This window comes from Qipengyuania huizhouensis (genome assembly GCF_019711635.1).
In the GTDB taxonomy this organism is placed as follows: Bacteria; Pseudomonadota; Alphaproteobacteria; order Sphingomonadales; family Sphingomonadaceae; genus Qipengyuania; species Qipengyuania huizhouensis.
Genome location: NZ_JAIGNT010000002.1, coordinates 125,319 through 149,609 on the forward strand (window position 1 = coordinate 125,319; position 24,291 = coordinate 149,609).

Genomic DNA, 24,291 nt, shown 5'->3' on the forward strand with positions numbered 1-24,291 from the left:
TCAGTTCTTGTCGAGCGCGATGTCGGGCGCGTCTTCCTGTTTCATGCCTACAACGTGATAGCCGGCATCGACGTGATGCGTCTCGCCCGTCACACCCGAAGATAGGTCGGAAAGGAGGTATAGGCCGGAGCCACCCACGTCCTCGATTGTGACGTTCCGGCGGAGCGGCGAGTTATACTCGTTCCACTTGAGGATATAACGGAAGTCGCCGATCCCGCTCGCGGCCAATGTCTTGATCGGACCGGCGCTGATTGCGTTCACCCGGATGTTCTCGGGGCCGAGATCGTTGGCGAGATACTGCACGCTCGTCTCCAGCGCCGCCTTGGCAACGCCCATGACGTTGTAATGCGGGATGACTTTTTCCGCGCCGTAGTAGGTCAGCGTAAGGATGCTACCGCCATCGGTCATCATCTCGCGCGCCCGCTTGGCGACTGCGACCAGCGAGTAAGCGGAGATGTTCATCGTCATCAGGAAATTGTCGAGACTGGTGTCGACATATTTCCCGCGCAGTTCACTCTTGTCCGAAAAGCCGATGGCGTGAACCACGAAATCGATCGTGTTCCAGCGCTGTTTCAGCGTGTCGAATGCGCGATCAAGCGCTTTCATGTCCGAAACATCGCACTCGAAGGTAAAGTCGCTGCCAAGCTGCTCGGCCAGCGGCCCAACGCGCTTTTTCAGCGCTTCGCCCTGATAGGAAAATGCCATTTCTGCCCCGTGTTCGTGCAGCTTCTTGGCGATACCCCAGGCCAGCGACTTGTCGTTGGCCAGACCCATGATGAGGCCGCGCTTGCCCTCCATAAGACCGGTCATTCCACGTTTCCTTCCTGCTCTTCCTGCATTTCCTTTGCGAGTTCGACCCTGCGCCCCTCGTCCGCCTGTCCGATCAGGTTCATTTCTTCTTCGGGCGTTTCCGCAAGTGCAGCGTTGAGTTCCGCGCCGATAACCACACCGAGGCCGACAAGCCAGAAAAAGAACAGTGCGACCATCACACCGGCCAGCCCGCCATAGGTCAGATCATAAGCGAAGAAGCTGGTCAGCACTGCCGGCATGATGGTGGTCACGGCGATCCACCAAAGAGTCGTCAGCAGCACTCCAGGCCATTTGGGATAGCGCCGCCGGCGATATTCGGATGGAGTAAGAGTGTAGAAGATGAGATAGAGAGAGCCGAACAGGCCCAGTGCGGGGACAATGCGTGAAAGTTGCAGTTCGAGTACCCTGTCGACCAGGTCGGGGAAATAGGCCTCGATGATCTGCTGCGCTGCGCCGATCACGAACTGGGCCATCAGGCTGAGCATGAGCAACAGCACCGCGCCAAGGATCACCCCGGTCGAGAACAATCGGTATTTCCAGAACGCCTCTGTGGCCTCGGTTCCGTAGGCACGGCGGAGTATATCCCGAATGGTCTCGACGAGACTTCCCACGGTCCACAGCGCGACGAAAGCACCCGCCCACAGCAACCACCCGCTACGTGCCTGGATTACATCCCGCGCAACAGGCTCGATGACGTTGCCGACCACCGGGGGCAGGGCAAAAAGTACCGCGTTGATCGTCGCCGCACGCTCGCTTTCCTCGCCAATGGCGGAAAAGATCGCAGCGCCGAGGATGAAGAAGGGGAAGATCGACAGCATCGCCAGATAGGCAAGATTGCCGGCATGGATGAAACCGTCGTTATAGGTGCCGACCAGGGTTCGCTTGGCCACTTCCCAGACGCGAGTTCCCGGACCGACGTGCTTCTTGATCCGCCCGCGCAGGTGCTGTGCCTGTTTCCGGCGCGCCTCAGGAGAGAGCGACCGGATCTGGCGCTCCTTCGGTTCTGGAGGATCGGATTCGTACAGGCTTACGCTCCGAGATCGGCTCGCGGGTTGCTTTCGTCCTTCCATCCCTCGAGCCGCTTGGCAAGATCGGCGAGGTCTTGCGGAAGCTGAATTTCGAGCGTGACGAGCTGGTCTCCGCGGCTACCATCCTTCTTGGTGAACCCCTTGCCTTTCAGGCGAAGAACGGTCCCGCCATCGGTTCCAGGCTTGATCGTCATCATCACCGGTCCATCGACCGTCGGGACGCGTACCTTCCCGCCGTTCACTGCCTCGTCGAGCGTGATCGGTAGATCGCAGCGCACATCGGAGCCGTCCCGCGCAAAGAGCTTGTGCCTGTCGATCTTGATCGTCACCAATCCGTCGCCGGCGCCCCCCGGCCCCTGCTGTCCCTTCCCCTTGAGCCGCATCTGCGTTCCGTCTTCCAGCCCCTTGGGAAGCTTGAGATCGATGGTTTTGCCGTCGGCCAGAGTGATGCGCTGGTCCTTGAGGGTTGCAGCATCCACGAACGGGACTCGCAGCGTGTAACCGATATCCGCACCTTTTCTGGGGGGAGGGGCGTGACGACCGCCGAACGGATCGCCGCCCATCCCGTCGGGACGGGCGGTTCCGCGCGTACGACCGCCACCGAACAGCCCTTCAAAGATGTCGCCGAGATCGACCTGCTCGTTGCCGAAACCATGGAAATCTTCTGCCCGGAAACCTCGCTGACCTCCCGCACTTCCACTGAAGCCGCCACGCGAGTTGCCGCCCATCCCGGCGAAGGGATTGGCCGGATTGCCTTCCATGTCTATCTCGCCGCGATCGAACTGGGCGCGCTTGTCCTTGTCGGACAAAAGGTCGTAGGCCTTTGTGATGTCCGAAAACTTCTCGGCCGCTTTGGGATTGTCCTTGTTGCGGTCGGGATGCAGTTCCTTTGCCAGCTTGCGATAGGCGCTCTTGATGTCCTTTTCGCTCGCGCTACGCGTTATACCGAGGGTGGAATACGGGTCTGCCATGGTGTGTTAGCTAGTTGCGACGCTTCACGCGCGCAAGCAGAGAGCCTTTCATACGATTGCCAGCAGGGCTAGGAATGCCGATCATGTCTATGCCCAATCCCCAGAAATCCGCCGAAGTTCCGGCTTTTGCGCATGAAATCGCCTCGACTGTGTTTTTGTCTCTGGGCAGCATACCAGGTGTTCCATCCTGCAGGAGCGGGCGATGAATGAGGCTGAAAGCGCAATTCCGGTCACGGATCCCTTCACGCTATTCGAAACCTGGTTCGCCGAGGCCAGGAAGGCCGAACCGAACGATCCGAACGCCATGGCACTGGCAACCGCGACTCCCGACGGACGACCCTCGGTTCGTATGGTCCTTTTGAAGGGCCACGGCAGCCAATGGGGTGAAGGTGGAGGTTTCGTTTTCTACACCAATGCCGAAAGCCGTAAGGGCGAAGAAATCCGCGCGAATATGCAGGCGGCCTTGCTGTTCCACTGGAAAAGTCTGCGTCGCCAGATTCGCATAGAGGGTATGCTTGCGGAGGTGAGCGAGGAACAGGCCGACAGCTATTTCCATTCGCGCCCGCGCGCATCCCAGATCGGATCCGCGGCTAGCGACCAGTCACGTCCGCTTCCCGATCGCCAGCTTTATCTCGAGCGGGTTGCAGCGCTGGAGAAGCGGTATCCCGAAGGCGATATTCCGCGTCCCCAGCATTGGACGGGTTACTTGCTGACCCCGCACACGATCGAATTCTGGCGCGACCGCGAGTTCCGTCTTCACGACCGCAGGCAATTCACCCGCGAAGGTCCGGATGGCACGTGGTCGAACACGCTACTCTATCCGTGAAGATCCGGCCATGACCGACCAACGCACCCGTCTCGCCCGCTCTGCGGCTATAGCCTCGATCACGGTCGCGGTAATCCTCGTCGCCCTGAAAAGCTGGGCGAGCTGGCGCACCGGTTCTACCGCCATGCTCGGCAGCCTGGCCGATTCGACGCTCGACCTGATTGCCAGCATCGCCACCCTCACCGGCGTTTGGATCGCTTCCATGCCGGCCGATGAGGACCACCGCTTCGGCCACGGCAAGGCCGAAGCTTTGGCGGCAATCTTCCAGGTGATGCTGATCGCGTTGTCCGCCTTCGGGATTGCAGTGCGGGCGATCAGTCAGTTGGCTCAAGGTGGCCAAACTGCCGCTGCCGAGGAAGGAATTGCGGTTTCGGTTGTTGCGATTGTGCTCACCTTTGCGCTGCTCGGCTGGCAGCGGCATGTTATGCGCCGGACGCGCAGTCTCGCAATTCAGACCGACCATCTGCATTACAAGTCGGACCTGTTGCTCAACGTGGCAGTCATCGCGGCCTTGATGCTCGATCAATATGCCGGATTTGGCCTGGCCGATCCGCTATTCGGTCTTGCCATCGCCGCCTGGCTGGGCTGGGGGGCGTTCAACGCAGCGCGCGAAGCGGTCGACGATCTGATGGACCGCGAATGGCCAGAAGAGAAGCGTCTCGCTTTTGTGGAGGCCGCTGCCGAACACCCCGAGCTATCCAACCTTCATGACCTGCGCACGCGCACCAGCGGTAACCGCGACTTCGTGCAATTCCATGTCGACCTGCCGGGCAGCATGACCGTTGGGCAGGCGCACGATATCATCGAGCGTGTCGAGAAAGACCTGTGCCGCCGCTTCCCTGCGATGGAGCTCTTGATCCACATCGATCCGAAAGGCCATGTGGATGAGCCCGGCAACCCGCTCGTCGAGGAAAACGAGTTCGCCAAACTGGATCCGGAAGACTGATGAAGCTGCCCTATACCCATGTCGATGCCTTTGCCTCGCGGCCCTTTACCGGGAACCAGGCGGCGGTGATGCCGCTGGAGAGCTGGCTAGACGATGCCACGCTGCAAGCCATTGCGGAAGAAAACAACTTCGCCGAAACCGCCTTTCTCGCGAAGGATCAGACGGGTGAGGCTGATTGGGAGCTACGCTGGTTCACGCCAACGGAAGAAGTGCGCCTGTGCGGCCATGCGACCCTGGCAAGCGGGCATGTCCTGCTGGAGCGGGACGGGGGCGAGCGGGTCACCTTCCGCACCCGCAAGGCAGGCAACCTCGAGGTGAGGCGGTGCGATGCAGGGTACGAACTGGCTCTTCCTCTCATCCCTACCATCCAGGGCGACTGGAGCGAGGCCGTAGCGCTACTTCGTTCGGAGCCAGAAGAAGTTTGGCTCAATCCCGATGGATACGGCATCTACCTTTACAGAACCGAAGACGAGGTGCGCGCGCTCGACCCGGACCTGAAAGGTCTCGCGGCGCTCGGGAACGACCAGTTCATTTGTACTGCGCCTGGCTCGGATACCGATATCGTCAGCCGTGTCTTTGTCCCCGGGGGCGGAGTGGACGAGGACAGCTTCACCGGGTCTGCCCATGCCTGCCTCACCTATTTCTGGACCGAACGGCTGGGGCGCGGAAGCTTCAGTGCCTATCAGACATCGCCGCGGGGCGGTCACGCGCGATGCCGCCGCGAAGGCGACAAGGCGGTTCTGGGCGGGAACTGCGTCACCGTGGTCGAGGGAAGCTTCTATCTGCCCTCGGCCGGGTAAAGCTCCACAATATCGGCCAGTTGCTGCAACATGGCTTTGCGTTCTTCGGCATTGGAATGACCGAGGCGCACCACGGTCAGTCCCTGTTCCGGTGAAACGAACACATATTGGCCCATATGACCGATCATCGAAAAGGCCGAGTGCGGCGCGCGATCGGGGAACAGCGGGTGATCTTCATCGCCCGTCGGCCGGTTGAGCCAGGTCTGGAGGCCGTACTGCGGTGAACCGGGACTTGGTTGGACCATTTGGGCCACCCAGCTTCGCGGAACGAGCTGTTCGCCCCGATGCGAGCCCTTGCGCCGCATCAGTTCGCCCAGCTTCGCCCAGTCGCGCGCAGTGGCATGCATCAGGCTTCCGCCGATCAATGTTCCTGCGCGGTCGAATTCGGGAACCATGGAAGTGGCGCCGAGCGGCTCGAACAGGCGCGCGGACAGGTAATCCTTCACCGCACGGCGCCGCGCCTCGGCATGCCCGGCGTCGGACAGCACACGCGAGGCGATATCGGCAAGAATCACCGTGGTATTGGAAGAATATTCGAACTTCTCGCCCGGCTCGGCCTCGGGTGGTTGGGCAGTGGCATAGTCCGCCATGTCGTCCCGTCCGTCGAGAAAGAGCATTCGCACCTCGCTACTCTCATAGGGCGGGTCGCCCGCTTCGGTATGCTCCAGCCCGCTGCGCATCTGCAGCAAATGCCGCAGGGTAATATCCGCACGAGGGTCTCCGCTACGCTGCCAGCGGGGGACGGGAGCGGGCTGGTCGAGCCGCAGCAAACCATCGCCGACGAGCTGGCCGATCATCAGCGCGGTGACCGTCTTGGCCATCGACCAGCTGACGAAGCGCGTGTCTGGATCGTAGCCTTCGCCGTACCGCTCGGCTGCGATCGTACCGTCATGCAGCACGATCAGTGCGCGTGTTTCGCCGAGGCCCTCCATCCTGAAAAGATCGTCGACCTCGCGCGCGAGCGCCTTGGTTGGCGCGCCCGGATTTTCGGTTACTGCAGCCAGCGCTTCCTCGCTCAGCAGAGGTTCTTCCGCCGGGCCGGGCGAACCGCATGCGGCAAGGCTTGTGGTGGCAAGGACAAGAGCGATAAGGGGGTGCGACCGCGGGAACATGCCCGCGTCACTCGCATGAGGAAATAACGCGCGCAATGGCGAAAAAACGCTCTCTCTTCTCCCGCTGGTGGTTCTGGCTCGCCCTGGTTGTCATGGTGGCGCTCGCAGCAGCCTGGTTTGCCTATGGGGAAGCGGCTACGCGTACCGGAGAGGCGGGAACGGCCTATGCTGCGCGGGTCGGCTGTTCATGTCGCTTCGTAGCTGGCCGCAGCCTCGAAGATTGCGCCAAGGACAAGCTGGAAGGCATGGAGCTGGTTTCGCTAAGCGCGAACGAGACGACGAGGAGCGTTTCCGCTTCGATACCCTTCATCGCCTCCGATACGGCGAGCTATCGCGAGGGCTACGGCTGCGTGCTGCAGAAGTGGGAAGACTAGACCGCGCAGCGCGTGGTCGAATCGATCCATCCGCCGCCGACCACCCGGTCGCCGGCATAGATCACCGCGGCCTGCCCGGGGGCAACGCCATATTCGGGTGTCTCGAAGCGAATGCTGGTCGACGCCCCGCCGCCGAGTGGCCCTTCGAGAGTGACCGGCACGGGCTTGGCGAGGCTGCGGACCTTGGCGGTCAGGGGGGCATCGGGAAGCGGCCCGATGCGGTTGGTTTCGACAAGCCTGGCTTCCTCGATGGCCAGCATGCGCTTGGGTCCAACCTTCACCTGCGCTTCGGCGGCGTCGATGCCGACGACATATAGCGGCTCGGGCTGACCGCCGATCTCCAGGCCGCGGCGCTGGCCGACAGTGTAATGGATCACGCCGCGATGTTCGCCCAGTTCTTCGCCGGTCGAGGCGTGGATGATGGCGCCCGGACGCGCGCCTTCGGGTCGCATCTTCCTGACGATCTTCGCATAATCGCCGTCGGGCACGAAGCAGATATCCTGGCTGTCGGGCTTGGCCGCATTGCGCAGGCCAGATGCTTCGGCCAATTCGCGTACCTCGCTCTTGGGCAGGCCGCCCAAGGGAAAGCGCAGGTAGTCGAGCTGGTCCTCGGTCGTTGCGTAGAGGAAATAGGACTGGTCGCGGGCGGGATCGGTGGCGCGATGCAGTTCCGCGCCGGCCGGCCCCATCCTGCGCTGCACGTAATGGCCGGTGGCGAGGCAATCCGCCCCAAGTTCGCGCGCCATGGCAAAGAGGTCGGTGAATTTGGGCCCCATGTTGCAACGGATGCAGGGGACGGGCGTGCGACCGGCCAGATATTCGTCGGCAAAGGCTTCGACCACTTCCTCGCGAAACGCGCTTTCGTGGTCGGAAACGTAATGTGCGATTCCCAGCCGGTCGGCAACGGCGCGCGCATCGGCGATGTCGTCGCCGGCGCAGCACGCACCCTTGCGGCCTGTTGCGGCTCCATAGTCGTAAAGCTGCAGGGTAATGCCGATAACCTCGGCCCCGCTCATGGCTGCCAGCGCCGCCACGACCGACGAATCCACACCCCCCGACATAGCGACTACGATCCGGCTTTCGGATGCAGGCTTATCAAGGCCGAACAGCCCGGCGGCACTTGCCGGGTCGAGGAGGCGGGATTCGGGCATGGTTGCCCCTTACACGTCCGCGCCGTTCGCCTCCAGCCCTTAGCTGGTTGCGCGGCCAAACATGATTCACACATACTTTACCATGTAAGCCTATCAACGATCGCATGTTCGAGGGGCAGATCAACAAGAAGACCGTTCGCGACGCTCGAGAAAGCGATGGTTTGCACCAGTTCCGCTGGACGGAACTGGTCGCGAAGCTTTCGGCAACACGCGAACTGCGCGAAGAACTTGCCAAGGGAGACCACGGCGGCTTCGAGGCCTTTGGCGAAGCACGCAAGGAAAATTGCGGAGAAAGTAAACGGGCCATTAACCAAACTGGTTTAGCGCATGGCAAAACCGAGGCGTTAGGTCAGGGCCGAGCCGCAAATGGTGCGGTGCAAGGCGACCGAGAGAAATAGATGATCGAAAATCAGGACATCCGCCCTGCACAGGTGATCGGCCCGCTTGGCGAACCGCTGACCCTGAAGGACTTGCCGTCGCCTTCGACGAAGCGCTGGGTCGTGCGCCGCAAGGCGGAGGTAGTCGCGGCGGTCAATGGCGGTCTGCTGACCATCGATGAAGTGCTCGAGCGCTACGGGCTGACGCTGGAAGAGTTTGCATCCTGGCAGCGTGCCGTCGACCGTTCGGGCATGCAGGGCCTGCGTGTTACGCGCATCCAGCATTACCGCGATCTCTACGAACGTCAGTTCAAATACTGAGCGACTTGCCCGGCCCGGGAACAAAACGCTCGCAAACCCGCTAAATCCCTGTCCCTATGCAGAAGGGGAACCACCGACCTTGACATCCGTTCGGGGTGGCATAGGGTCGGATGGGAGGATAACAGGAGGTTTTGCAATGGGTTGGATTATCGCAATTATCGTCGGCGGTGTGGCCGGCTGGCTCGCAAGTCTGGTTATGAACCGTGATGCGTCGATGGGTATTTTCTGGAATATCGTGGTCGGCATCGTCGGTGCGCTTATCGGCAACTTCCTCGCCGGCACTTTGTTCGGCATCGAAGGTAGCATTCAGAGCTTTGATCTGACCGGGTTTATCATCGCGATCGTGGGCGCCATCGTGCTGCTCGGCATCGTAAACCTCGTCCAGCGGGGTCGCGTGCGGTAACGCTATAAAGCATTTTTAAATACAAGGGGCGGTGCAGTCTTGGCTGTGCCGCCCTTTTTGCATCTTCCAGACTGGTTTCGGACAAGGCCCCCGACATTCGTCCACCCGTCTCCTACTCCGGTCGAGGGAAAGATTGCTCCGCATCGAAGCCTGCATTACCAGGAAAACCGCAGACTTGCGCTTTGTGATTTAGCCAACTAATACACCAAGCCGAATAAAGTCGTTGCCAGACGGGGCAAACAGAATGACGTACGAATCCGAGATCATGTCCAACAAGGGGGAAGCGGTCGCCGTTTCGCTCGATGGCGAGCCTGCAGTCGCAGAACGCGAAGCCCGCAGTCGCAAGCGCCTCTATATCGTTATCGCGTTGGTCGTGCTCGCGGCGATCGTCGCTGCGTATCTTCTCCTGACCATGGGCGCGGAAGACGAAGCCGCGGATACGGGTTCGCAAGCACCTGCCATCACCGTCGTTTCGCCGGGGCGCACCACTGTCGCGGGAGAGATCGTGGCAACCGGTGTACTCGCTGCACGTCGCGATGCTCCGGTAGGTGTTGTGGGCGAAGGCGGCCGGGTGGTTTCCATCCCCGTCGAAGCGGGTGACTGGGTGCGGCAGGGTCAGGTCCTTGCCGTGATCGATCGCTCGGTTCAGTCCCAGCAGGCTCGGGCGGCGGCTGCGCAGATCGAAGTGGCGCAGGCCGACGCGGAGCTTGCGCAGTCCAATCTCGATCGTTCTTTGCAACTGGTCGAGCGCGGTTTCGTCTCGCAAGCCGATGTAGACCGCCTCACTGCGACGCGGGATGCTGCCGTAGCCCGTGTCCGCGTGGCGCGCGCGCAGCTCGACGAATTGCAGGCCCGCAATGCAAGGCTCAATATCGTCGCTCCCTCGGCAGGCCTGGTGCTTGAACGCAATGTCGAGGTCGGCGCGACGGTTTCTGCCGGTTCGGGCCCCTTGTTCCGTCTCGCCCGGGGCGGCGAGATCGAAATGCTCGCTCAGGTGGGGGAGGAACAGCTTACCAGGCTTCGCGCCGGTGTTTCGGCCGAAGTCACGCCGGTGGGCTCCGAACAGACCTTTACCGGGCAGGTATGGCAGGTGGCCCCGACCATCGATGCCCAGAACCGGCAAGGGACGGCGCGGATCGCGCTTTCCTATGATCCCGCCCTGCGGCCCGGCGGGTTTGCTACTGCCCGCATCCTCAGCGGCACTACCACAGCTCCCCTGCTGCCCGAAAGCGCCGTTCTGTCGGACGACGATGGCAGTTTCGTCTATGTGGTGGACGCCGAGAACAAGGTTCAGCGGACGCCCGTGAGAACCGGCATGGTCACGAGCGAGGGTGTCGTGATCGAGAGCGGCATTACCGGCAACGAGAAGATCGTGCTGCGTGCCGGGGGCTTCCTGACCGAAGGCGAAACGGTCAATCCGCGCCCGGCCGGGCAATAGGGGGCCTGCATGAACTTCCGCAATCTTTCCGCGTGGTCGATCCGCAACCCGGTCATCCCCCTGGTTGCGTTCACGGCCCTCCTTCTGGCCGGCATTCTCAGCTTCGCGCGGATGGATGTGGTCAATAATCCGGATATCGAGTTCCCGGCAGTCAACATCACGATCTCCCAGCCTGGTGCTGCACCGACCGAGATCGAGAACCAGATCACGCAGCGGGTCGAATCGGCCGTGCGTTCGGTCGCTGGGGTCAACAAGATTACCTCGACTGCCCGTGAAGGTAGTTCGAACACCTTCGTCGAATTCGAGATCGGCACCGATCCCAACGACGCCGTTTCCGAGGTGAAGAACGCGATTGACGGCGTGCGCGGAAGCTTGCCCGAGGGCATTCTCGAACCGCGTATCGAAAAGGTCGATGTCGCTGGCGGCTTCCTGGGCATTTACGCCGTCGAGGCGAGCGACATGACGATCGAACAGCTCAGCTGGTTCATCGATGACACGGTCGCCAAGCGTCTGCTGTCGATCGAAGGAATGGCCGAAGCTGGGCGCTTCGGCGGTGTGGATCGGGAAATCGAAGTCACGCTCGACCTTGCGAAGATGCAGGCTTACGGAGTAACTGCATCCGAGATCAACCAGGTCCTGCGGCGCGACAATCTCGATGCGGCAGGCGGCATGGCGGAGGTCGGCGGCACGCGCCAATCGGTCCGCGTTCTCGGCAACACCGGAAGCGCCTTCGAACTCTCCCAGCGCCAGATCCGCCTTGCGGACGGAACGACGCTCAGGCTGGGCGATGTTGCGACTGTGAGCGACGGCTATTCGGAACGCACATCCATTTCCAAGGTCCGCGATCAGGAAGTCGTGAACTTCTATATGAGCCGCGCAAAGGGCGCTTCGGACGTCACCGTTTACGAAGACGCGCAGGAGCTCATTGCGCAGATCGAGGCGGAAAACCCCGACGTCCGCTTCATCCAGCTATTCGACACGGTGAAGTATACCAAGAGCCAGTATTCAAGCTCGATAGCGGCGATGATCGAAGGTGCGATCCTTGCAGTTGTCGTGGTGTTCTTCTTCCTGCGCGATTGGCGTGCTACATTCATCTCCGCAGTCGCCATCCCGCTATCCGCGATCCCGACCTTCTGGTTCATGGACCTGCTCGGGTTCAATTTGAATTTCCTGTCACTGCTGGCGCTCGGCCTCGTAGCGGGTGTTCTGGTCGACGATGCCATTGTGGAGATCGAGAACATCGTCCGGCACATGCGCATGGGTAAGAGCGCCTATCAGGCGTCGATCGATGCGGCGGATGAAATCGGCCTGCCGGTCGTCGCAACCAGCTTCTGCATCGTCGCGGTCTTCCTGCCCGTCGGCCTGATGCCGGGCGTGACGGGCCAGTTCTTCAAGAACTTCGGTCTGACCGTCGTCATCGCGGTGCTGATGAGCCTTGCCGTCGCGCGTATGATCACACCGATGCTGTCGGCCTATTTCCTGAAAGCGCACGGCCATGCCGAACACGGCAAAGGCAAGTGGATGGACCGCTACATGCGCGTGCTTCACTGGTCGCTTGAACGCGGCAAGATGCGTGCGCGCCGCGAGGGCATTGAGGGGCCCAAGCATCGCTGGGCCTATGCGTTATCGCTCCTGCTCGTCGTGTTCGCCTTGCTCGGTATTTCCGGCGTGGCGGTTTTTATGACCTTCAATGCGATCGACGGATTGCAGATACCCCAAACGCTGGCCAATGCCGTGGCATCGGAAGGGTTCCTGCACGATCTGGTGATGCGCCCCCTGCAGATCATTCAATTGGCAGTGGCTACCGCGGTCGGTTTCGCTCTGGTTTTCGGGCTCCTGAAAGTCCTCGGTTTCCTCACCCGTGTGATTGGCGAGCGGCTTGGCCAGAGCTGGCGCTATCTCGAGGCGCGCTTTTATGACCACCGCGTATGGATGCTGGGTGTGGGCTGGTTCTCTTTCCTGCTGACGGTCCTGCTGTTCACGCAGACACCGTTCCAGTTCAATCCTGAAATCGACGACGAGAACGTCCAGGTCGAGATCGAGATGGTGCCGGGCACGACGCTGGATACGACCGAACGCGTGGCAGATCAGGTTGCCGCCCTGCTCTATGAGCAGCCGGAAGTCGAACGTGTCCTCGAACGCGTCCGGGAAGGGCAGGCGACGCTCTACATTACCTTGAAGGAAGATCGCGAACGTCCGTCCTATGTATTCACCCGCGCTCTCGCTCCTGAACTGGCCCTTATCCCCGATGCACGGGTCCGCTGGAACTCCATGAACGGTCCCGGCGGCGGTGGCAGCGGGCGCGATTTGACGATCATGCTCGCAGGCTCCGATCCCGAACTTCTCAGCGACACCGCCTCCAAGGTCGTAGAAGAGATGAAGGGCGTTTCGACCATCGTCGCCCCGCGCATCACAGCCGATGTTCCGCGGCCCGAAATCATCATCAGGCCGCGGACCGAACTGCTTGCCGATCTGGGCGTGTCCACCGCCGCGATGAGTCAGGCGATCCGTATCGCGACCATGGGTGAGATCGAACAGAACGCGGCGAAATTCTCGCTATCCGACCGCCAGATCCCGATCACAGTGCGTCTGCCGGAAGGGGCGCGGGAGGATATCGTCACGATCGAGAACCTGCCGGTTCCGACGGCCAACGGCACTTCTGTCCCCCTCGGCCGGATTGCCGACATCACTTTCGGTTCGGGTCCGACGACGATCCAGCGCTATAACCAGAACCGACGGGTCTTCATCGGAGCCGACCTTGCCAGCGGCGTATTGCGTGGCAACGCGATGGAGCAGGTCGATGCCCTTCCTACTCTGGCGAACCTGCCACAGGGCGTGATCCGCGATCAGGTCGGCGAAGACGAGATGCAGCAGGAACTTATGGAGAATTTCTCGATCGCCTTGATGGCGGGCATCCTACTCGTTTTCGCGGTGCTGGTCCTGCTCTACAAGCGTCTCATGAGTCCGCTGGTCAACATGACCTCGCTTGCTCTGGCACCGCTCGGCGGTATATTCCTAGTCTGGATTGTGGGTCAGCCGCTCTCAATGCCGGTGTTGATCGGTGTGCTGCTGCTGCTGGGGATCGTCTCGAAAAACTCGATCCTGCTGATCGACTTCGCGATCGAGGCCATGGATGCAGGTCAGGAGAAGATGGACGCCATCATCGATGCCGGGCACAAGCGTGCACAGCCGATCGTAATGACTACTGTTGCTATGACGGCAGGTATGGTGCCTACAGCGCTCAGCCTGTCGGGCGATGGGGCATGGCGTGCGCCGATGGGTACGGTGGTGATCGGCGGTCTGATCCTCTCGACACTGCTTACGCTGCTGATCGTGCCGGCTGGATTCAGCCTTGCGGACGGGTTCGAGAAGCGGGCTGGGCCCTGGCTGCGGAATAGGTTCCTGACCTATCGACCGGGCGACGAAGACGGTGTTCCCGGGCCAAAAGCCCATGAACCCGGGATCGAACCGGCGGAGTAAGCGTCGCCTAGGGTATGGCGGGCACTTCCCATAATCTGACTGGAAGGGGCGGCGAGCCGCTCCCGGCGGATCGCGCCCGTGCCATGCGTCGTACTGCCACGGGCATGCTGGTGCTCATGGCGGCTATCTTCATCGCGTCGGGGCGCTGGCTCGATGTGCATCCTGCCTGGGGCTATGCCCATGCCTTTGCCGAAGCGGCGATGGTGGGTGGTCTTGCCGACTGGTTCGCCGTCACCGCGCTGTTTCGCCGCCCACTCGGCTTGCCGATCCCGCACACGGCGATCATTCCAGCGAACAAGGACCGTATCGCCGATACGATGGCAGGTTTCTTGCGCGAGAACTTCCTGACGCCACAAGTCGTAGCCCGCCGGATGGGGGCGATGAATTTGGCCGCAGCGGTGGGGGGCTATCTCGCCGATCCCAGGGCCGCGCGTGATTCGCGCGTCCGAGCCGGTGCAGGCGAGCTTGCGGTCGAGGTGCTGGAATCGCTCGATCCCGACAGGCTCGGCACCCAAGTCCGCTCCGGACTCGCCGCGCAAATCGAAAAGCTGGAAGTCTCGCCCCTGTTGGGCAGCATGCTCGACGCGATGATCGAAGATGGCAGGCACAAGGTGGTGATCGACAAGATCATTCGTTGGGCTGGCCTCGTGCTCGAGGATAATGAGCAGATGGTCCGCGATATGGTGCACAATCGGGCCAATGCCGTGCTTCGCTTCACCGGTCTGGACGAGAGGGTTGCGAACTCGGTTCTCGACGGTCTCTACAAGCTCCTTGCCGAAGTGCTGGTCGATCCGGAGCACCCCCTTCGCAACAAGATCGAGGAGGGTCTTCAGGAACTTGCCCGCGGCCTTCGCGAGGATCCCGAAATGCAGGCGCGGGTCGAGCGCATGAAGGTCGAGCTCGTGAACAATCCGGCGATCGCGGATTGGTGGCAATCGGTGTGGGAGCGTATCCGCGCGCGTCTCATAAACAGCATCCGTGAAAGCGGCGGCGCCGGAGACGGCTACCTCGGAGAGACCCTGGCCGAACTCGGCGGCGCCTTACGCGACGACATCCGCTTGCAGCAGCAGGTCAACCGCTTCGCCCGCCGTACCGCCGTGGGCGTGGCGACGCGCTATGGCGATCAGATCGTGCAACTCGTCAGCGAAACCGTCCGCCGCTGGGATGCGACGACCCTCACAGGCCGTGTGGAAAATGCGGTTGGCCGCGATCTGCAGTTCATTCGGATCAATGGAACACTGGTTGGCGGGCTGGTGGGGCTGACCCTGCACGCATTGTCAACGGCATTCGGCTAGCGAGCGCGTCTTCTTCAGGCTCAACCACTAATAAATACTACTGTGCTTGCGACGTAGGACCTGACCCCTTCGCCTTGAGCATTGCGCGCCGGTTCGTAGCGCGCCCTGCGCATAAAGCGATTACAGACCTCCTCGCCGAATATCGGGTCGGAGTAGTTGGACTGGATTATGCAGTCGGTTAAACGCCCTTCTTCATCAATAGCCAGTCGATAACGCACACTTCCAGAGAGGCCACGACGCAGTGGGAGCGTGGGATAATCCAGCCACTTTGACATGTCTCCTTGCGCTTCGGGTTCCTTCACTATCGATTTCTGGATTTCCAAGTCATACCCCCAACTGCTGACGAGGTCGTCGAGGCAAGCATCCATTGCGGAGAGAACTCCGCCGAGTCCGCCCGTTTCTAGTATGACAGGGGCTTTGCCGCCTACTTTGAAGGTTATGCTCTTCGTTGCATCGGCCGCCTGACTTTCTGCAACCCTGAATTCCGCTTTGGAGGCTTCGGCCTCTTGCAAATTATCAAAAGTAGCCGGTGGAATGAGCTTGCCGGAGAATTGCCAGATTGTGCCCCCCGATTCGAGATCACCGAAGAACGGCCTTTCTTCTTCGATTTTCTCCGCCGGGTCGAAGCTGTAGGTGAAGGACCTTGCGCGCTTCGCAGACAACGGGACGCCCGATGCCATCACCTCCATCGATACACCGGGAGCGTATTTGGCGAAGATCAGCAGGACCTTGTTTTCGTCTTCCCCGAAGGTGCGGCCCAACCGACATGACTCTTCGCCGTAATCCAGATTCCAACGCGAGCTTGGTGCAAGCACCAAGGACTCTTCTGCCGCATCCGCGAATGTCGGTTGCAGCAAGGTGCTCATACAAAGCGCCGCGGACAAGAAACGTATCTTCATAATAACGACCCCTCACCACTACGATGTGGCGACGGGGTCGTCGATGCAAGTCCTAAATAGTCAAAGCTTTTCGGTCAGTTCCGGGACAGCCTTATAGAGATCGGCGACCAGGCCGATGTCCGCCACCTGGAAGATCGGTGCGTCCTCGTCCTTGTTGATCGCGATGATGGTCTTGGAGTCTTTCATCCCGGCGAGGTGCTGGATCGCGCCCGAGATGCCGATGGCGATGTAGACTTCCGGAGCCACGATCTTACCGGTCTGGCCGACCTGGTAATCGTTCGGAACGTAACCCGCATCGACCGCGGCGCGCGAAGCGCCGATACCTGCGCCGAGCTTGTCTGCCAGCGGCGTGATGACCTGCTCGAAGGTTTCCGCGTCCTTCAGCGCGCGGCCACCCGAAACGATGATCTTGGCGCTGGTCAGTTCGGGACGGTCACTCTCGGCGATTTCCTGGCTGACGAAGCTGGAAAGGCCCGCGTCGGCCGGTCCGGAAATTTCCTCGATCGTGCCCGAACCACCTTCCGCTTCTGCCTTGTCGAAGGCGGTCCCGCGAACGGTGATGACAAGCTTTTCGTCCGTGCTTTCGACCGTTGCGATGGCATTGCCGGCGTAAATCGGACGGGTGAAGGTCTTGTCGCCTTCGACCGAAAGGATGTCCGACACCTGCATCACATCGAGCAAAGCGGCGACGCGCGGCGCGATGTTCTTGCCGGTGGTGGTGGCGGGTGCGACGAACGCGTCGTGATGGCTCATCTGGTCGGCAATCAGCGGCGCGACGTTTTCCGCCAGCGCATGCTCATATGCCGCATCGTCGGCAAGGTGGACCTTGCCCACGCCCGCAACCTTCGCAGCCTGTTCGGCAACCGCGCGGCAGCCCGATCCGGCGACCAGCAGGTGTACTTCGCCCAGCTTGCCCGCAGCGGTCACCGCGGCAAGCGTCGCGTCCTTCATTTCGGCATTGTCGTGTTCGACCCACACCAGTGTCTTCATGTTCAAACCTCCAAGTCCGTTCGCCCTGAGCTTGTCGAAGGGCCGTACTTTTCTTCATCCGAGCGCCCGAAAGAAGGACGGTGCTTCGACAAGCTCAGCACGAACGGATGACGGGTGAATTCCTTATGCGATGCCCAATGCCTTGATCTTGGCAACCAGCGCATCGACGTCCTCGACCTTCACGCCAGCCTGCCGAACCGGCGGTTCGGAGACGTTGGTGGTCTTCAGGCGCGGCGCGGTGTCGACACCGTAATCGGACGGGCTCTTGGTATCGAGCGGCTTCTTCTTCGCCTTCATGATGTTCGGCAGCGAGGCATAGCGCGGCTCGTTCAGGCGCAAATCGGTGGTGACGATGGCCGGAAGCGTGAGCTTCACGGTCTCGAGACCGCCATCGACCTCGCGTTTCACGATAACGTGATCGCCATCCACCTCGACTGTATTGGCGAAGGTGCCCTGCGGACGGCCCATCAGGGCCGCCAGCATCTGGCCGGTCTGGTTCGAATCGTCGTCGATCGCCTGCTTGCCGAGCATCACGATGCCGGGCTCTTCCTCTTCGGCGATGGCCTTGAGGATCTTGGCAACCGCGAGGGGTTCGACCTCGTCATCGGTCTCCACCAGGATCGCGCGGTCGGCGCCCATGGCAAGCGCGGTGCGCAGTGTTTCCTGCGCCTTTGCCGGGCCGATGCTGACGGCCACGATCTCTTCCGCCTTGCCCGCTTCCTTGAGGCGGATGGCCTCCTCGACGGCGATTTCGTCGAAGGGGTTCATGCTCATCTTTACATTGGCAAGGTCCACGCCCGAGCCATCGGCCTTCACGCGCGGTTTGACGTTGTAATCGATCACCCGCTTGACGGGGACGAGGATTTTCATGCGAATACCTTCCTCTCGATGGAAACTTCGGTGCCCGCCTAGCTTGCGTTTACGTAAACGTCAAGCAAAGCGGCGGCCGTTTGCCGACTCTCGACTGGCTTCCTGTCCCGCGGAAAACCGCAGGTCAAGCGCGCGGGCCGGATTACCTTTACTATGGTTCTGGCCGCGAATAGTTTCAGCCGACGGTGGGAGGTTTGGCAATGCATATAGCGTCTATGGTAACAGGGCTTCTGCTCTTTATGACGACGGCGGCAGTCGCGCAGGAAACGCGCACCGCACCGGAAGACTACCAATCCCCGCCGGCAACGATCGAACAAATGTCCTGGCTGGTCGGCCAGTGGAGCGGCAGCGGCATCGGTGGTGCGGCGGCGATGGAAAGCTGGCTTCCACCTACCGGCGATACGATGGTGGGCACATTTGTCCAGCAAACCGGGGAAGGCGGCATCCGCTTCACCGAGCACATGTATCTGGTGGAGGAAGAGGAAACGCTGGTCCTGCGCTTGAAGCACTTCAATGCCGACCTCACCGGTTGGGAGGAGAAGGACGACATGCTCACCTTTCGCCTGATCGCGGTGGAGGGTTGCGCTGCTTATTTCCACTCGCTCACATTGCGGTGCGATGGAGAGGACGGGCTGCTCGCCGCCGTACGCATGAAGAGCGACGGCGACGAGATCAGCGAACTGGTTTTCCGTTTCGAACGGGTCGACTGACCGCCAGGGCGGCGCTCAGGCCGCCTTCTTCACCTCGGCCACGATCTTGCGGGCTGCATCGCCCAGATCGTCTGCCGGGACGATCGGCAGGCCCGAGTTGGCGAGGATTTCCTTGCCTTCCCGGACGTTGGTACCTTCGAGGCGGACGACCAGCGGAACCGAAAGGTTCACGTCCTTTGCCGCCTGCACGATACCGTTGGCGATCACGTCGCATTTCATGATCCCGCCGAAGATATTGACGAGGATGCCCTCGACTGCCGGGTCCTTGAGGATGATCTTGAACGCGGCCGTCACCTTCTCGGTGGTAGCGCCGCCGCCCACGTCGAGGAAGTTTGCAGGGAAGGCGCCGTTCAGCTTGATGATGTCCATCGTCGCCATGGCCAGGCCCGCGCCATTGACCATGCAGCCGATGTTGCCGTCGAGCTTGATATAGGCGAGGTCGTATTCGCTCGCCTCGACTTCGGCCGGGTCTTCCTCGGTCTCGTCCCGCATCGCTTCGACGTCCTTGTGGCGATAAAGCGCGTTGCCGTCGAAGCTCATCTTGGTGTCGAGCACGAGGAGGTTGCCCTCCTTGTCTTCCACCAGCGGGTTTATCTCGAGCATTTCCATGTCGAGGTCCATGAAGGCGGTGTAGAGCTGCTTCGCCAGCTTCTGGCACTGCTTGTTGGTATCGCCCGTCAGCTTCAATGCGAAGGCAACCGCGCGGCCATGGTGCGGCATGAAGCCCTGCGCCGGGTCGATAGTGATGGTGGTGATCTTCTCGGGCGTTTCATGCGCCACATCCTCGATATCCATCCCCCCTTCGGTGGAGGCGATCATGGCGACCTGGCCGGAGGCACGGTCGACCAGCATGGAGAGGTAGTATTCCTTCTCGATGTCGACGCCGTCGGTGACGTAGAGGCGATTGACCTGCTTGCCTTCGTCGCCGGTCTGGATCGTTACCAGCGTGTTGCCGAGCATTTCCTTCGCATTCGCTTCGACCTCGTCCACGCTCTTCGACAGGCGGACGCCGCCCTTCGCATCGGGCCCCAGTTCCTTGAACTTGCCCTTGCCGCGCCCGCCGGCGTGGATCTGCGCCTTCACGACATAGAGTGGCCCGGGAAGCTGCTTCGCGCCTGCAACCGCTTCTTCGACGGTGAGTGCTGCGTGTCCTGCGGGAACGGCGATGCCGTATTTCGCGAGGAGTTCCTTAGCCTGGTATTCGTGAATGTTCATCTGGGTTCTCGTCCTTCGCGCGAATGCGCGGTCTGGGGGGATGGGAATCTGCGCGTGCGCATAAGCATGTCTGGGCGCGCTTGAAAAGTGCGGTTTTCGGGTGCAGGTGCACTCGCGCTCCATGATCGACAGTAAACGTCTCGAATCCATCGTCGCGCAGGCAGGCGAGATTGCGCTCGGACTCTGGCCGGGAGCGGGTGCGGAACTGGAGTCGTGGGAGAAGACCCCGGGAAGCCCGGTGTGCGAGGCCGATCTGGCCGTCGATGCCTTCCTCAAGCGCGAACTGGGCGCGTTGCTGCCTTCAGCCGGATGGCTTTCAGAAGAAACCGCCGACGATCCGGAACGGCTCGATCGCGATTTGATCTGGCTGGTTGATCCGGTGGACGGCACGCGCGATTTCATTCGCGGACGCAAGGGCTGGGCGGTATCGGTGGCGCTGATCAGTTCCGGCAGGCCGCTCATCGGCACGCTCTGCGCGCCTGCGCGCGGCGAGGTGTGGCATGCCGTTGCGGGGCAGGGCGCCACGCTCAACGGAGCCCGGATCGCCGCTTCGACACGGCGGGATTTCGAGGGCGCGCGCGTACCTGCCAACGATCTGATGAAGCAGGACCGCATGCTGACCAAGGTCGAGCAGCCCAATTCCATCGCGCTCAGGATCGCCATGGTGGCGGATGACCGCGCCGATCTCGTCGCCACGCTGCGCTGGGGTTTCGAATGGGACATCGCCGCCGCCGGACTGATCGCGCGCGAGGCAGGAGCGGCCGTGTCCGACAGTTTCGGTCGCAAGCTCGATTACAACAAGCGCGATCCACGCGCCTTCGGCGTCATTGTCAGTGCGCCGGACATCCATACCGCCACGGTCGAGCATCTCTCCGACAGGGCACATCAGATCGCCAGACCCTAGAAAGCAACGCATGAAAAAGGGGCCGGGTTGGACCCGACCCCTTCCTGTTGAACGTGAGTTCGAGTTAGTGGACGTTACTGGTTCGCCTGAGCAGCTTCCACGTCGTCCTGGTCGAACGGGATGATCTTGATCTCGACGCGGCGGTTGAGAGGTTCGTTCACGCCGTCGGCGGTCTTGACCTTGAGATGCTCATATTGCTCGCCGTAACCCTGCCAGCGAATGCGCGAGGAGCTCACGCCGCGGCTGATCAGGTAGTTGGCGACTGCCTGGGCGCGCTGTTCGGACAGGCGCTGGTTGAGGTCGGTTCCGCCAGTCGTGTCGGTGTATCCGTACACGTCGATAAGGCTGTTGGGATATTGGACCAGGTTGGCGGCCACATTGTCGAGTGTCGCGCGGAAGGCAGAGTTGATCGTGGCGCTGCCGGTGGCGAAGGTCACGCCATCGGGCAGGTTGACGAGAATCGCCTCGCCGCCGTCGGTTTCGCTCACATCGACGCCCGAGCCGGCCGTCTGTTCTTCCAGTTCCTTGATCTGCTGGTCCATGCGGTAACCGACATAGCCGCCCGCTGCGCCGCCGGCTGCCGCGCCGATGATGCGTCCGGTCTTGCCGCCGATTACGCCGCCGAGAAGGCCGCCGGCCACAGCGCCACCCACACCGCCGAGTACGGTGCGCGATACCTTGCGTTCGCCGGTGTTGGGGTCTGTGACACAGGCAGAGGTGCCGAGCAGAGCGATGGAAGAAAGTCCTGCGAGGAAAAAGCGTGATGTTTTCATGTTTTCATTCCCTTTCTGAGAGCCGGGCTCGTGAGGGCGCTCCAGCCCTTGCCTCACCCGAACGCCATGGGACGCGCCCACCAGCGTCTCTAGAGTATCAGAACCATCCAATTCACAGCCTGTTCCGAGAGACGCTGGCAGGGCGGCACTTTTGTGCTAGCGAAGGGGTGTGACACCCTTTCCCTGGACAGACCTTCTCATCATCGCCGGCTTGATTCTGCTCAACGGCGTGTTCGCCATGAGCGAACTGGCAATTGTCTCCGCACGCACGGGGCGGCTGCGCTCGGCTGCCAATCAGGGCAGCGCCGCGGCGAAAACCGCGATCGAGCTGGCGGCGGACCCGGGCAAATTCCTTTCGACCGTCCAGATCGGCATCACCCTGATCGGTATCATCGCGGGCGCCTATTCCGGTGCAAGCCTGGGCGGACCGGTGGGCGAGCGACTGGAGGCGATGGGCCTGCCCGCCGAATGGGCGGAGGAAGCCGGTTTTGCGCTGGTCATCGCACTGACGACCTATCTCAGCCTCGTCGTGGGCGAACTCGTGCCCAAGCAGGTCGCGCTGCGCGCCGCGGTGCCGATCTCTATCATCATGGCGCGCCCGATGGCGCTGCTTGCAAAAGTGGCCGCTCCGCTGGTCTGGCTGCTGGATGCCTCCTCGGGCCTGCTGATCCGCCTGCTGGGTGTGAAGCCCGCAGGGCAAAGCTCGGTCACGGCAGAAGAGCTGCATATGCTTTTCGCAGAGGCGACCCGCAGTGGCGTGATCGAGAGCGAACAGCACCAGATGCTAGCCGGCGTGGTGCGCCTCGCCCAGCGTCCCGTGCGCGAGGTGATGACACCGCGGACCGATCTCGACTGGATCGACGTCAATGCGAATGAAGAAGCGATCCGCGCGATGCTGGAGGAAAGCCCGCATTCGGTGTGGCCGGTGGCCGATGGATCGCCCGACCGGATAATGGGTCTCGTGCGGGTACGCGAAGTGCTGGGCACGATGCTGGCGGGCAAGGGCGTGGTGCTCGAAACGCTCATGAAAAAGGCGGAGGTCGTGCCCGACCAGCTCGATGCGGTCGATGCGCTCCGCGTGCTGCAGCAGGCCGATATCGCCATGGCCATGGTGCATGACGAATACGGCCATCTGGATGGAATCGTGACCCCGGTGGACCTGCTTACCGCGCTGGTGGGCGATTTTGCCAGCGACCAGGACCCGGACGATACGCCGGGCATCGTTGAGCGAGACGATGGCAGCCTGCTCGTGGCCGGATCGCTTTCGGCCGATGCGCTCGCCGACCGGTTGGGGCTCGATTACGGCGACGACCGCGAATTCGCGACCGTCGCGGGCTTCTGCCTCGCGGTGATGAAGAAACTGCCCGTCGAAGGTGAATGGTTCGAGGAGCAGGGCTGGCGCTTCGAAATCGTCGACCTCGACGAACGCCGCATCGACAAGGTGCTGGTCAGCGAAGTCGCGGGCAAGGCGAAGCGCGAAGTCACCCCAGACTAAGGTCTCAGGCCGCGCCTAACCGGGTCGGCGGAGGCCCGGCAAGGCCGACTGGCCACCCGCAGGTGTTCGGCGCGAAGCGTCGAAACAGCACCGAGGACGCTCGCACGGATGTGCGAGCGAAAAGCAAGAATCAGTAATTGCTGGTGTCAGCCAGGAATTACGGCCTGCGCCGATGCGCCGTCACCTTCCGGGGCGGCGATGATGTCGCGGGTTACGCGGCCCTTGGCCACGGTGTTGGTTTCTTCCGAACCCACCTGCGAACGGATGCCCGGCTCGGCCGCACCGGCGCGGTCGAGCGCGCTGGTTTCGACCGAGCTACGCTCTGCAGGGCCACCGAATAGCGCTTCGAGCGTCTGTTCTGCCGCGGTGCCTTCCGTCGGGCGCGGCGCGCCGGGAGCGGGGGGCACGAGGTTGAAATCGGGCGGCACTACGAGCGGCGCCTGGCGCTGGACGGCGAATTCATCAGGGCGTTCGCGGTTCAGGAAACCGCCGCCGCCGCATGCGGCCAGCATGCTCGAAACGGCGCCAAGAAGGGCGATACGGGTAAGGGTATTCATCAGTTGCTCTCCGCGGCGTCTGCCGGTTTGCCGTGCATGAGGTCGTCGACCTCTTCATCGTCCTTGTCGCGCATGAAGAAGGCGCGGGCAAGGATTATCAGGACGCCGATGGTGATGGCCGCATCGGCGATGTTGAAGATCAGGAAGGGGCGGAATTCCCCGATATGGAAGTCGGCATAGTCGATAACATAGCCGAGCTCGTAGCGGTCCTTGATGTTGCCCAGCGCCCCGCCGAGGATCATCGACAGGCCAAGGATATCGCCCAGCGTCTTCTCGCGGAACATCCAGATGGTGACCGCCAGCGCGATCAGCGCGGTCACACCCACCAGGATCCAGCGCGATTCGAAGCTGTCGGCTTCGAACAGCCCCATCGAGACGCCGAAATTCTGCGTCCAGCGCAGGTCGAAGAAGGGCAGCAGGTCGATCACGCCGCGCTGGCGCAGCTGCAGCGGCTCTACCATGAGCCACTTCACATACTGGTCCACGCCATAGATGGCGAAGGCGATCGCGACACCGATCAGACGCATGCGAAGGAGCGGGTTCATG

The 24,291-nt window shown here is 61.8% G+C and carries 25 protein-coding genes; 13 read left to right on the forward strand and 12 right to left on the reverse strand.

Annotation, left to right across the window (positions count from 1 at the left end):
- The 3 genes from fabI to K3180_RS03095 form a co-directional block, all read right to left on the reverse strand.
- Nucleotides 1-810 (reverse strand): enoyl-ACP reductase FabI, encoded by an 810-nt coding sequence (gene fabI, locus K3180_RS03085; protein WP_221538207.1) that lies wholly within the window; start codon nt 808-810, stop codon nt 1-3.
- Nucleotides 807-1,700, reverse strand: coding sequence for a YhjD/YihY/BrkB family envelope integrity protein (locus K3180_RS03090; protein ID WP_221538208.1), 894 nt, complete (start codon nt 1,698-1,700; stop codon nt 807-809). Before K3180_RS03090 ends, fabI begins: the two co-directional genes overlap by 4 nt.
- Nucleotides 1,701-1,837: 137 nt before the next feature.
- Entirely contained in the window at nt 1,838-2,809 is a 972-nt protein-coding gene (locus tag K3180_RS03095; protein ID WP_221538209.1) for a DnaJ C-terminal domain-containing protein, read from the reverse strand.
- Nucleotides 2,810-3,011: 202 nt separating this feature from the next.
- Between K3180_RS03095 and pdxH the strand changes: the two genes are divergently transcribed.
- Genes pdxH through K3180_RS03110 form a run of 3 tightly spaced genes read left to right on the forward strand, consistent with a single transcriptional unit; the run spans nt 3,012 to nt 5,381 of the window.
- Nucleotides 3,012-3,635: a pyridoxamine 5'-phosphate oxidase gene (gene pdxH, locus K3180_RS03100; RefSeq protein WP_221538210.1), complete on the forward strand. Its 624-nt coding sequence runs from the start codon at nt 3,012-3,014 to the stop codon at nt 3,633-3,635.
- A 10-nt stretch (nt 3,636-3,645) separates the two neighbouring features.
- Nucleotides 3,646-4,581, forward strand: coding sequence for a cation diffusion facilitator family transporter (locus K3180_RS03105; protein WP_221538211.1), 936 nt, complete (start codon nt 3,646-3,648; stop codon nt 4,579-4,581).
- Nucleotides 4,581-5,381 carry a PhzF family phenazine biosynthesis protein gene (locus tag K3180_RS03110; protein ID WP_221538212.1) on the forward strand — a complete coding sequence of 267 codons (801 nt, stop codon included), beginning with the start codon at nt 4,581-4,583 and terminating at the stop codon, nt 5,379-5,381. Before K3180_RS03105 ends, K3180_RS03110 begins: the two co-directional genes overlap by 1 nt.
- Here the strand turns inward: K3180_RS03110 and K3180_RS03115 are convergent.
- On the reverse strand, nt 5,360-6,493 hold the full coding sequence (locus K3180_RS03115; RefSeq protein WP_221538213.1) for a serine hydrolase domain-containing protein: 1,134 nt from the start codon (nt 6,491-6,493) through the stop codon (nt 5,360-5,362). The genes K3180_RS03110 and K3180_RS03115 overlap by 22 nt on opposite strands.
- A gap of 35 nt (nt 6,494-6,528) precedes the next feature.
- Here K3180_RS03115 and K3180_RS03120 point away from each other — a divergent pair, with 35 nt between their 5' ends.
- On the forward strand, nt 6,529-6,867 hold the full coding sequence (locus K3180_RS03120; protein WP_221538214.1) for a hypothetical protein: 339 nt from the start codon (nt 6,529-6,531) through the stop codon (nt 6,865-6,867).
- Here K3180_RS03120 and mnmA read toward each other — a convergent pair.
- On the reverse strand, nt 6,864-8,018 hold the full coding sequence (gene mnmA, locus K3180_RS03125; RefSeq protein ID WP_221538215.1) for a tRNA 2-thiouridine(34) synthase MnmA: 1,155 nt from the start codon (nt 8,016-8,018) through the stop codon (nt 6,864-6,866). The two genes, K3180_RS03120 and mnmA, sit on opposite strands and share 4 nt — an antisense overlap.
- A 104-nt stretch (nt 8,019-8,122) precedes the next feature.
- On the opposite strand from mnmA, the gene K3180_RS03130 reads away from it, so the two are divergent.
- The 6 genes from K3180_RS03130 to K3180_RS03155 all read left to right on the forward strand — a co-directional run bounded on the left by K3180_RS03130 (nt 8,123) and on the right by K3180_RS03155 (nt 15,332).
- Nucleotides 8,123-8,416 carry a hypothetical protein gene (locus tag K3180_RS03130; RefSeq protein ID WP_221538216.1) on the forward strand — a complete coding sequence of 98 codons (294 nt, stop codon included), beginning with the start codon at nt 8,123-8,125 and terminating at the stop codon, nt 8,414-8,416.
- Entirely contained in the window at nt 8,417-8,716 is a 300-nt protein-coding gene (sciP, locus tag K3180_RS03135; RefSeq protein ID WP_160608664.1) for a CtrA inhibitor SciP, read from the forward strand.
- Nucleotides 8,717-8,852: 136 nt separating this feature from the next.
- Nucleotides 8,853-9,119: a GlsB/YeaQ/YmgE family stress response membrane protein gene (locus K3180_RS03140; RefSeq protein ID WP_221538217.1), complete on the forward strand. Its 267-nt coding sequence runs from the start codon at nt 8,853-8,855 to the stop codon at nt 9,117-9,119.
- Nucleotides 9,120-9,363: 244 nt separating this feature from the next.
- Nucleotides 9,364-10,557, forward strand: a complete 1,194-nt coding sequence (locus K3180_RS03145; RefSeq protein ID WP_221538218.1) for an efflux RND transporter periplasmic adaptor subunit — start codon at nt 9,364-9,366, stop codon at nt 10,555-10,557.
- Nucleotides 10,558-10,566: 9 nt separating this feature from the next.
- The gene (locus K3180_RS03150) at nt 10,567-14,037 is read left to right on the forward strand and encodes an efflux RND transporter permease subunit (protein WP_221538219.1); all 3,471 of its coding nucleotides are present in this window, start codon (nt 10,567-10,569) and stop codon (nt 14,035-14,037) included.
- A gap of 83 nt (nt 14,038-14,120) precedes the next feature.
- Nucleotides 14,121-15,332, forward strand: coding sequence for a DUF445 domain-containing protein (locus tag K3180_RS03155; RefSeq protein ID WP_221538220.1), 1,212 nt, complete (start codon nt 14,121-14,123; stop codon nt 15,330-15,332).
- A 20-nt stretch (nt 15,333-15,352) separates the two neighbouring features.
- Here K3180_RS03155 and K3180_RS03160 read toward each other — a convergent pair whose 3' ends face one another.
- The 3 genes from K3180_RS03160 to K3180_RS03170 form a co-directional block, all read right to left on the reverse strand.
- Nucleotides 15,353-16,231 (reverse strand): TonB family protein, encoded by an 879-nt coding sequence (locus tag K3180_RS03160; protein WP_221538221.1) that lies wholly within the window; start codon nt 16,229-16,231, stop codon nt 15,353-15,355.
- A gap of 60 nt (nt 16,232-16,291) precedes the next feature.
- Nucleotides 16,292-17,221: an electron transfer flavoprotein subunit alpha/FixB family protein gene (locus K3180_RS03165; protein WP_221538222.1), complete on the reverse strand. Its 930-nt coding sequence runs from the start codon at nt 17,219-17,221 to the stop codon at nt 16,292-16,294.
- A 123-nt stretch (nt 17,222-17,344) separates the two neighbouring features.
- Nucleotides 17,345-18,091 (reverse strand): electron transfer flavoprotein subunit beta/FixA family protein, encoded by a 747-nt coding sequence (locus K3180_RS03170; RefSeq protein ID WP_221538223.1) that lies wholly within the window; start codon nt 18,089-18,091, stop codon nt 17,345-17,347.
- Between the two features lie 239 nt (nt 18,092-18,330).
- On the opposite strand from K3180_RS03170, the gene K3180_RS03175 reads away from it, so the two are divergent.
- A complete protein-coding gene (locus tag K3180_RS03175) occupies nt 18,331-18,801 on the forward strand; it encodes a DUF6265 family protein (protein ID WP_247710268.1) in 471 nt (156 codons plus the stop codon).
- Between the two features lie 15 nt (nt 18,802-18,816).
- On the opposite strand, the gene sucC is transcribed toward K3180_RS03175, so the two are convergent.
- Entirely contained in the window at nt 18,817-20,016 is a 1,200-nt protein-coding gene (gene sucC, locus K3180_RS03180) for an ADP-forming succinate--CoA ligase subunit beta (RefSeq protein WP_221538225.1), read from the reverse strand.
- A gap of 121 nt (nt 20,017-20,137) precedes the next feature.
- On the opposite strand from sucC, the gene K3180_RS03185 reads away from it, so the two are divergent.
- A complete protein-coding gene (locus K3180_RS03185) occupies nt 20,138-20,920 on the forward strand; it encodes a 3'(2'),5'-bisphosphate nucleotidase CysQ (RefSeq protein ID WP_221538226.1) in 783 nt (260 codons plus the stop codon).
- Nucleotides 20,921-20,994: 74 nt separating this feature from the next.
- Here the strand turns inward: K3180_RS03185 and K3180_RS03190 are convergent, their stop codons facing one another.
- Nucleotides 20,995-21,693 (reverse strand): YiaD family glycine zipper/OmpA-like lipoprotein, encoded by a 699-nt coding sequence (locus K3180_RS03190; protein ID WP_221538227.1) that lies wholly within the window; start codon nt 21,691-21,693, stop codon nt 20,995-20,997.
- Nucleotides 21,694-21,862: 169 nt separating this feature from the next.
- Between K3180_RS03190 and K3180_RS03195 the strand changes: the two genes are divergently transcribed.
- The gene (locus tag K3180_RS03195) at nt 21,863-23,188 is read left to right on the forward strand and encodes a CNNM domain-containing protein (RefSeq protein WP_221538228.1); all 1,326 of its coding nucleotides are present in this window, start codon (nt 21,863-21,865) and stop codon (nt 23,186-23,188) included.
- Nucleotides 23,189-23,334: 146 nt separating this feature from the next.
- Here the strand turns inward: K3180_RS03195 and K3180_RS03200 are convergent, their stop codons facing one another.
- Both K3180_RS03200 and lspA read right to left on the reverse strand, forming a co-directional pair.
- A complete protein-coding gene (locus K3180_RS03200) occupies nt 23,335-23,745 on the reverse strand; it encodes a DUF3035 domain-containing protein (protein ID WP_221538229.1) in 411 nt (136 codons plus the stop codon).
- On the reverse strand, nt 23,745-24,290 hold the full coding sequence (lspA, locus tag K3180_RS03205; RefSeq protein WP_221538230.1) for a signal peptidase II: 546 nt from the start codon (nt 24,288-24,290) through the stop codon (nt 23,745-23,747). The genes K3180_RS03200 and lspA overlap by 1 nt, the downstream gene beginning before the upstream one ends.
- Nucleotide 24,291 lies beyond the last annotated feature (1 nt).

Excerpts from the sequence above, each read along its gene's own strand:
- fabI (WP_221538207.1), bottom strand. The coding sequence starts at position 810 with ATGACCGGTCTTATGGAGGGCAAGCGCGGCCTCATCATGGGTCTGGCC.
- K3180_RS03095 (WP_221538209.1), bottom strand. The coding sequence starts at position 2,809 with ATGGCAGACCCGTATTCCACCCTCGGTATAACGCGTAGCGCGAGCGAA.
- pdxH (WP_221538210.1), top strand. The coding sequence starts at position 3,012 with ATGAATGAGGCTGAAAGCGCAATTCCGGTCACGGATCCCTTCACGCTA.
- K3180_RS03105 (WP_221538211.1), top strand. The coding sequence starts at position 3,646 with ATGACCGACCAACGCACCCGTCTCGCCCGCTCTGCGGCTATAGCCTCG.
- K3180_RS03110 (WP_221538212.1), top strand. The coding sequence starts at position 4,581 with ATGAAGCTGCCCTATACCCATGTCGATGCCTTTGCCTCGCGGCCCTTT.
- K3180_RS03115 (WP_221538213.1), bottom strand. The coding sequence starts at position 6,493 with ATGTTCCCGCGGTCGCACCCCCTTATCGCTCTTGTCCTTGCCACCACA.
- K3180_RS03120 (WP_221538214.1), top strand. The coding sequence starts at position 6,529 with ATGGCGAAAAAACGCTCTCTCTTCTCCCGCTGGTGGTTCTGGCTCGCC.
- mnmA (WP_221538215.1), bottom strand. The coding sequence starts at position 8,018 with ATGCCCGAATCCCGCCTCCTCGACCCGGCAAGTGCCGCCGGGCTGTTC.
- K3180_RS03130 (WP_221538216.1), top strand. The coding sequence starts at position 8,123 with ATGTTCGAGGGGCAGATCAACAAGAAGACCGTTCGCGACGCTCGAGAA.
- sciP (WP_160608664.1), top strand. The coding sequence starts at position 8,417 with ATGATCGAAAATCAGGACATCCGCCCTGCACAGGTGATCGGCCCGCTT.
- K3180_RS03140 (WP_221538217.1), top strand. The coding sequence starts at position 8,853 with ATGGGTTGGATTATCGCAATTATCGTCGGCGGTGTGGCCGGCTGGCTC.
- K3180_RS03145 (WP_221538218.1), top strand. The coding sequence starts at position 9,364 with ATGACGTACGAATCCGAGATCATGTCCAACAAGGGGGAAGCGGTCGCC.
- K3180_RS03150 (WP_221538219.1), top strand. The coding sequence starts at position 10,567 with ATGAACTTCCGCAATCTTTCCGCGTGGTCGATCCGCAACCCGGTCATC.
- K3180_RS03155 (WP_221538220.1), top strand. The coding sequence starts at position 14,121 with ATGCGTCGTACTGCCACGGGCATGCTGGTGCTCATGGCGGCTATCTTC.
- K3180_RS03160 (WP_221538221.1), bottom strand. The coding sequence starts at position 16,231 with ATGAAGATACGTTTCTTGTCCGCGGCGCTTTGTATGAGCACCTTGCTG.
- K3180_RS03165 (WP_221538222.1), bottom strand. The coding sequence starts at position 17,221 with ATGAAGACACTGGTGTGGGTCGAACACGACAATGCCGAAATGAAGGAC.
- K3180_RS03170 (WP_221538223.1), bottom strand. The coding sequence starts at position 18,091 with ATGAAAATCCTCGTCCCCGTCAAGCGGGTGATCGATTACAACGTCAAA.
- K3180_RS03175 (WP_247710268.1), top strand. The coding sequence starts at position 18,331 with ATGACGACGGCGGCAGTCGCGCAGGAAACGCGCACCGCACCGGAAGAC.
- sucC (WP_221538225.1), bottom strand. The coding sequence starts at position 20,016 with ATGAACATTCACGAATACCAGGCTAAGGAACTCCTCGCGAAATACGGC.
- K3180_RS03185 (WP_221538226.1), top strand. The coding sequence starts at position 20,138 with ATGATCGACAGTAAACGTCTCGAATCCATCGTCGCGCAGGCAGGCGAG.
- K3180_RS03190 (WP_221538227.1), bottom strand. The coding sequence starts at position 21,693 with ATGAAAACATCACGCTTTTTCCTCGCAGGACTTTCTTCCATCGCTCTG.
- K3180_RS03200 (WP_221538229.1), bottom strand. The coding sequence starts at position 23,745 with ATGAATACCCTTACCCGTATCGCCCTTCTTGGCGCCGTTTCGAGCATG.
- lspA (WP_221538230.1), bottom strand. The coding sequence starts at position 24,290 with ATGAACCCGCTCCTTCGCATGCGTCTGATCGGTGTCGCGATCGCCTTC.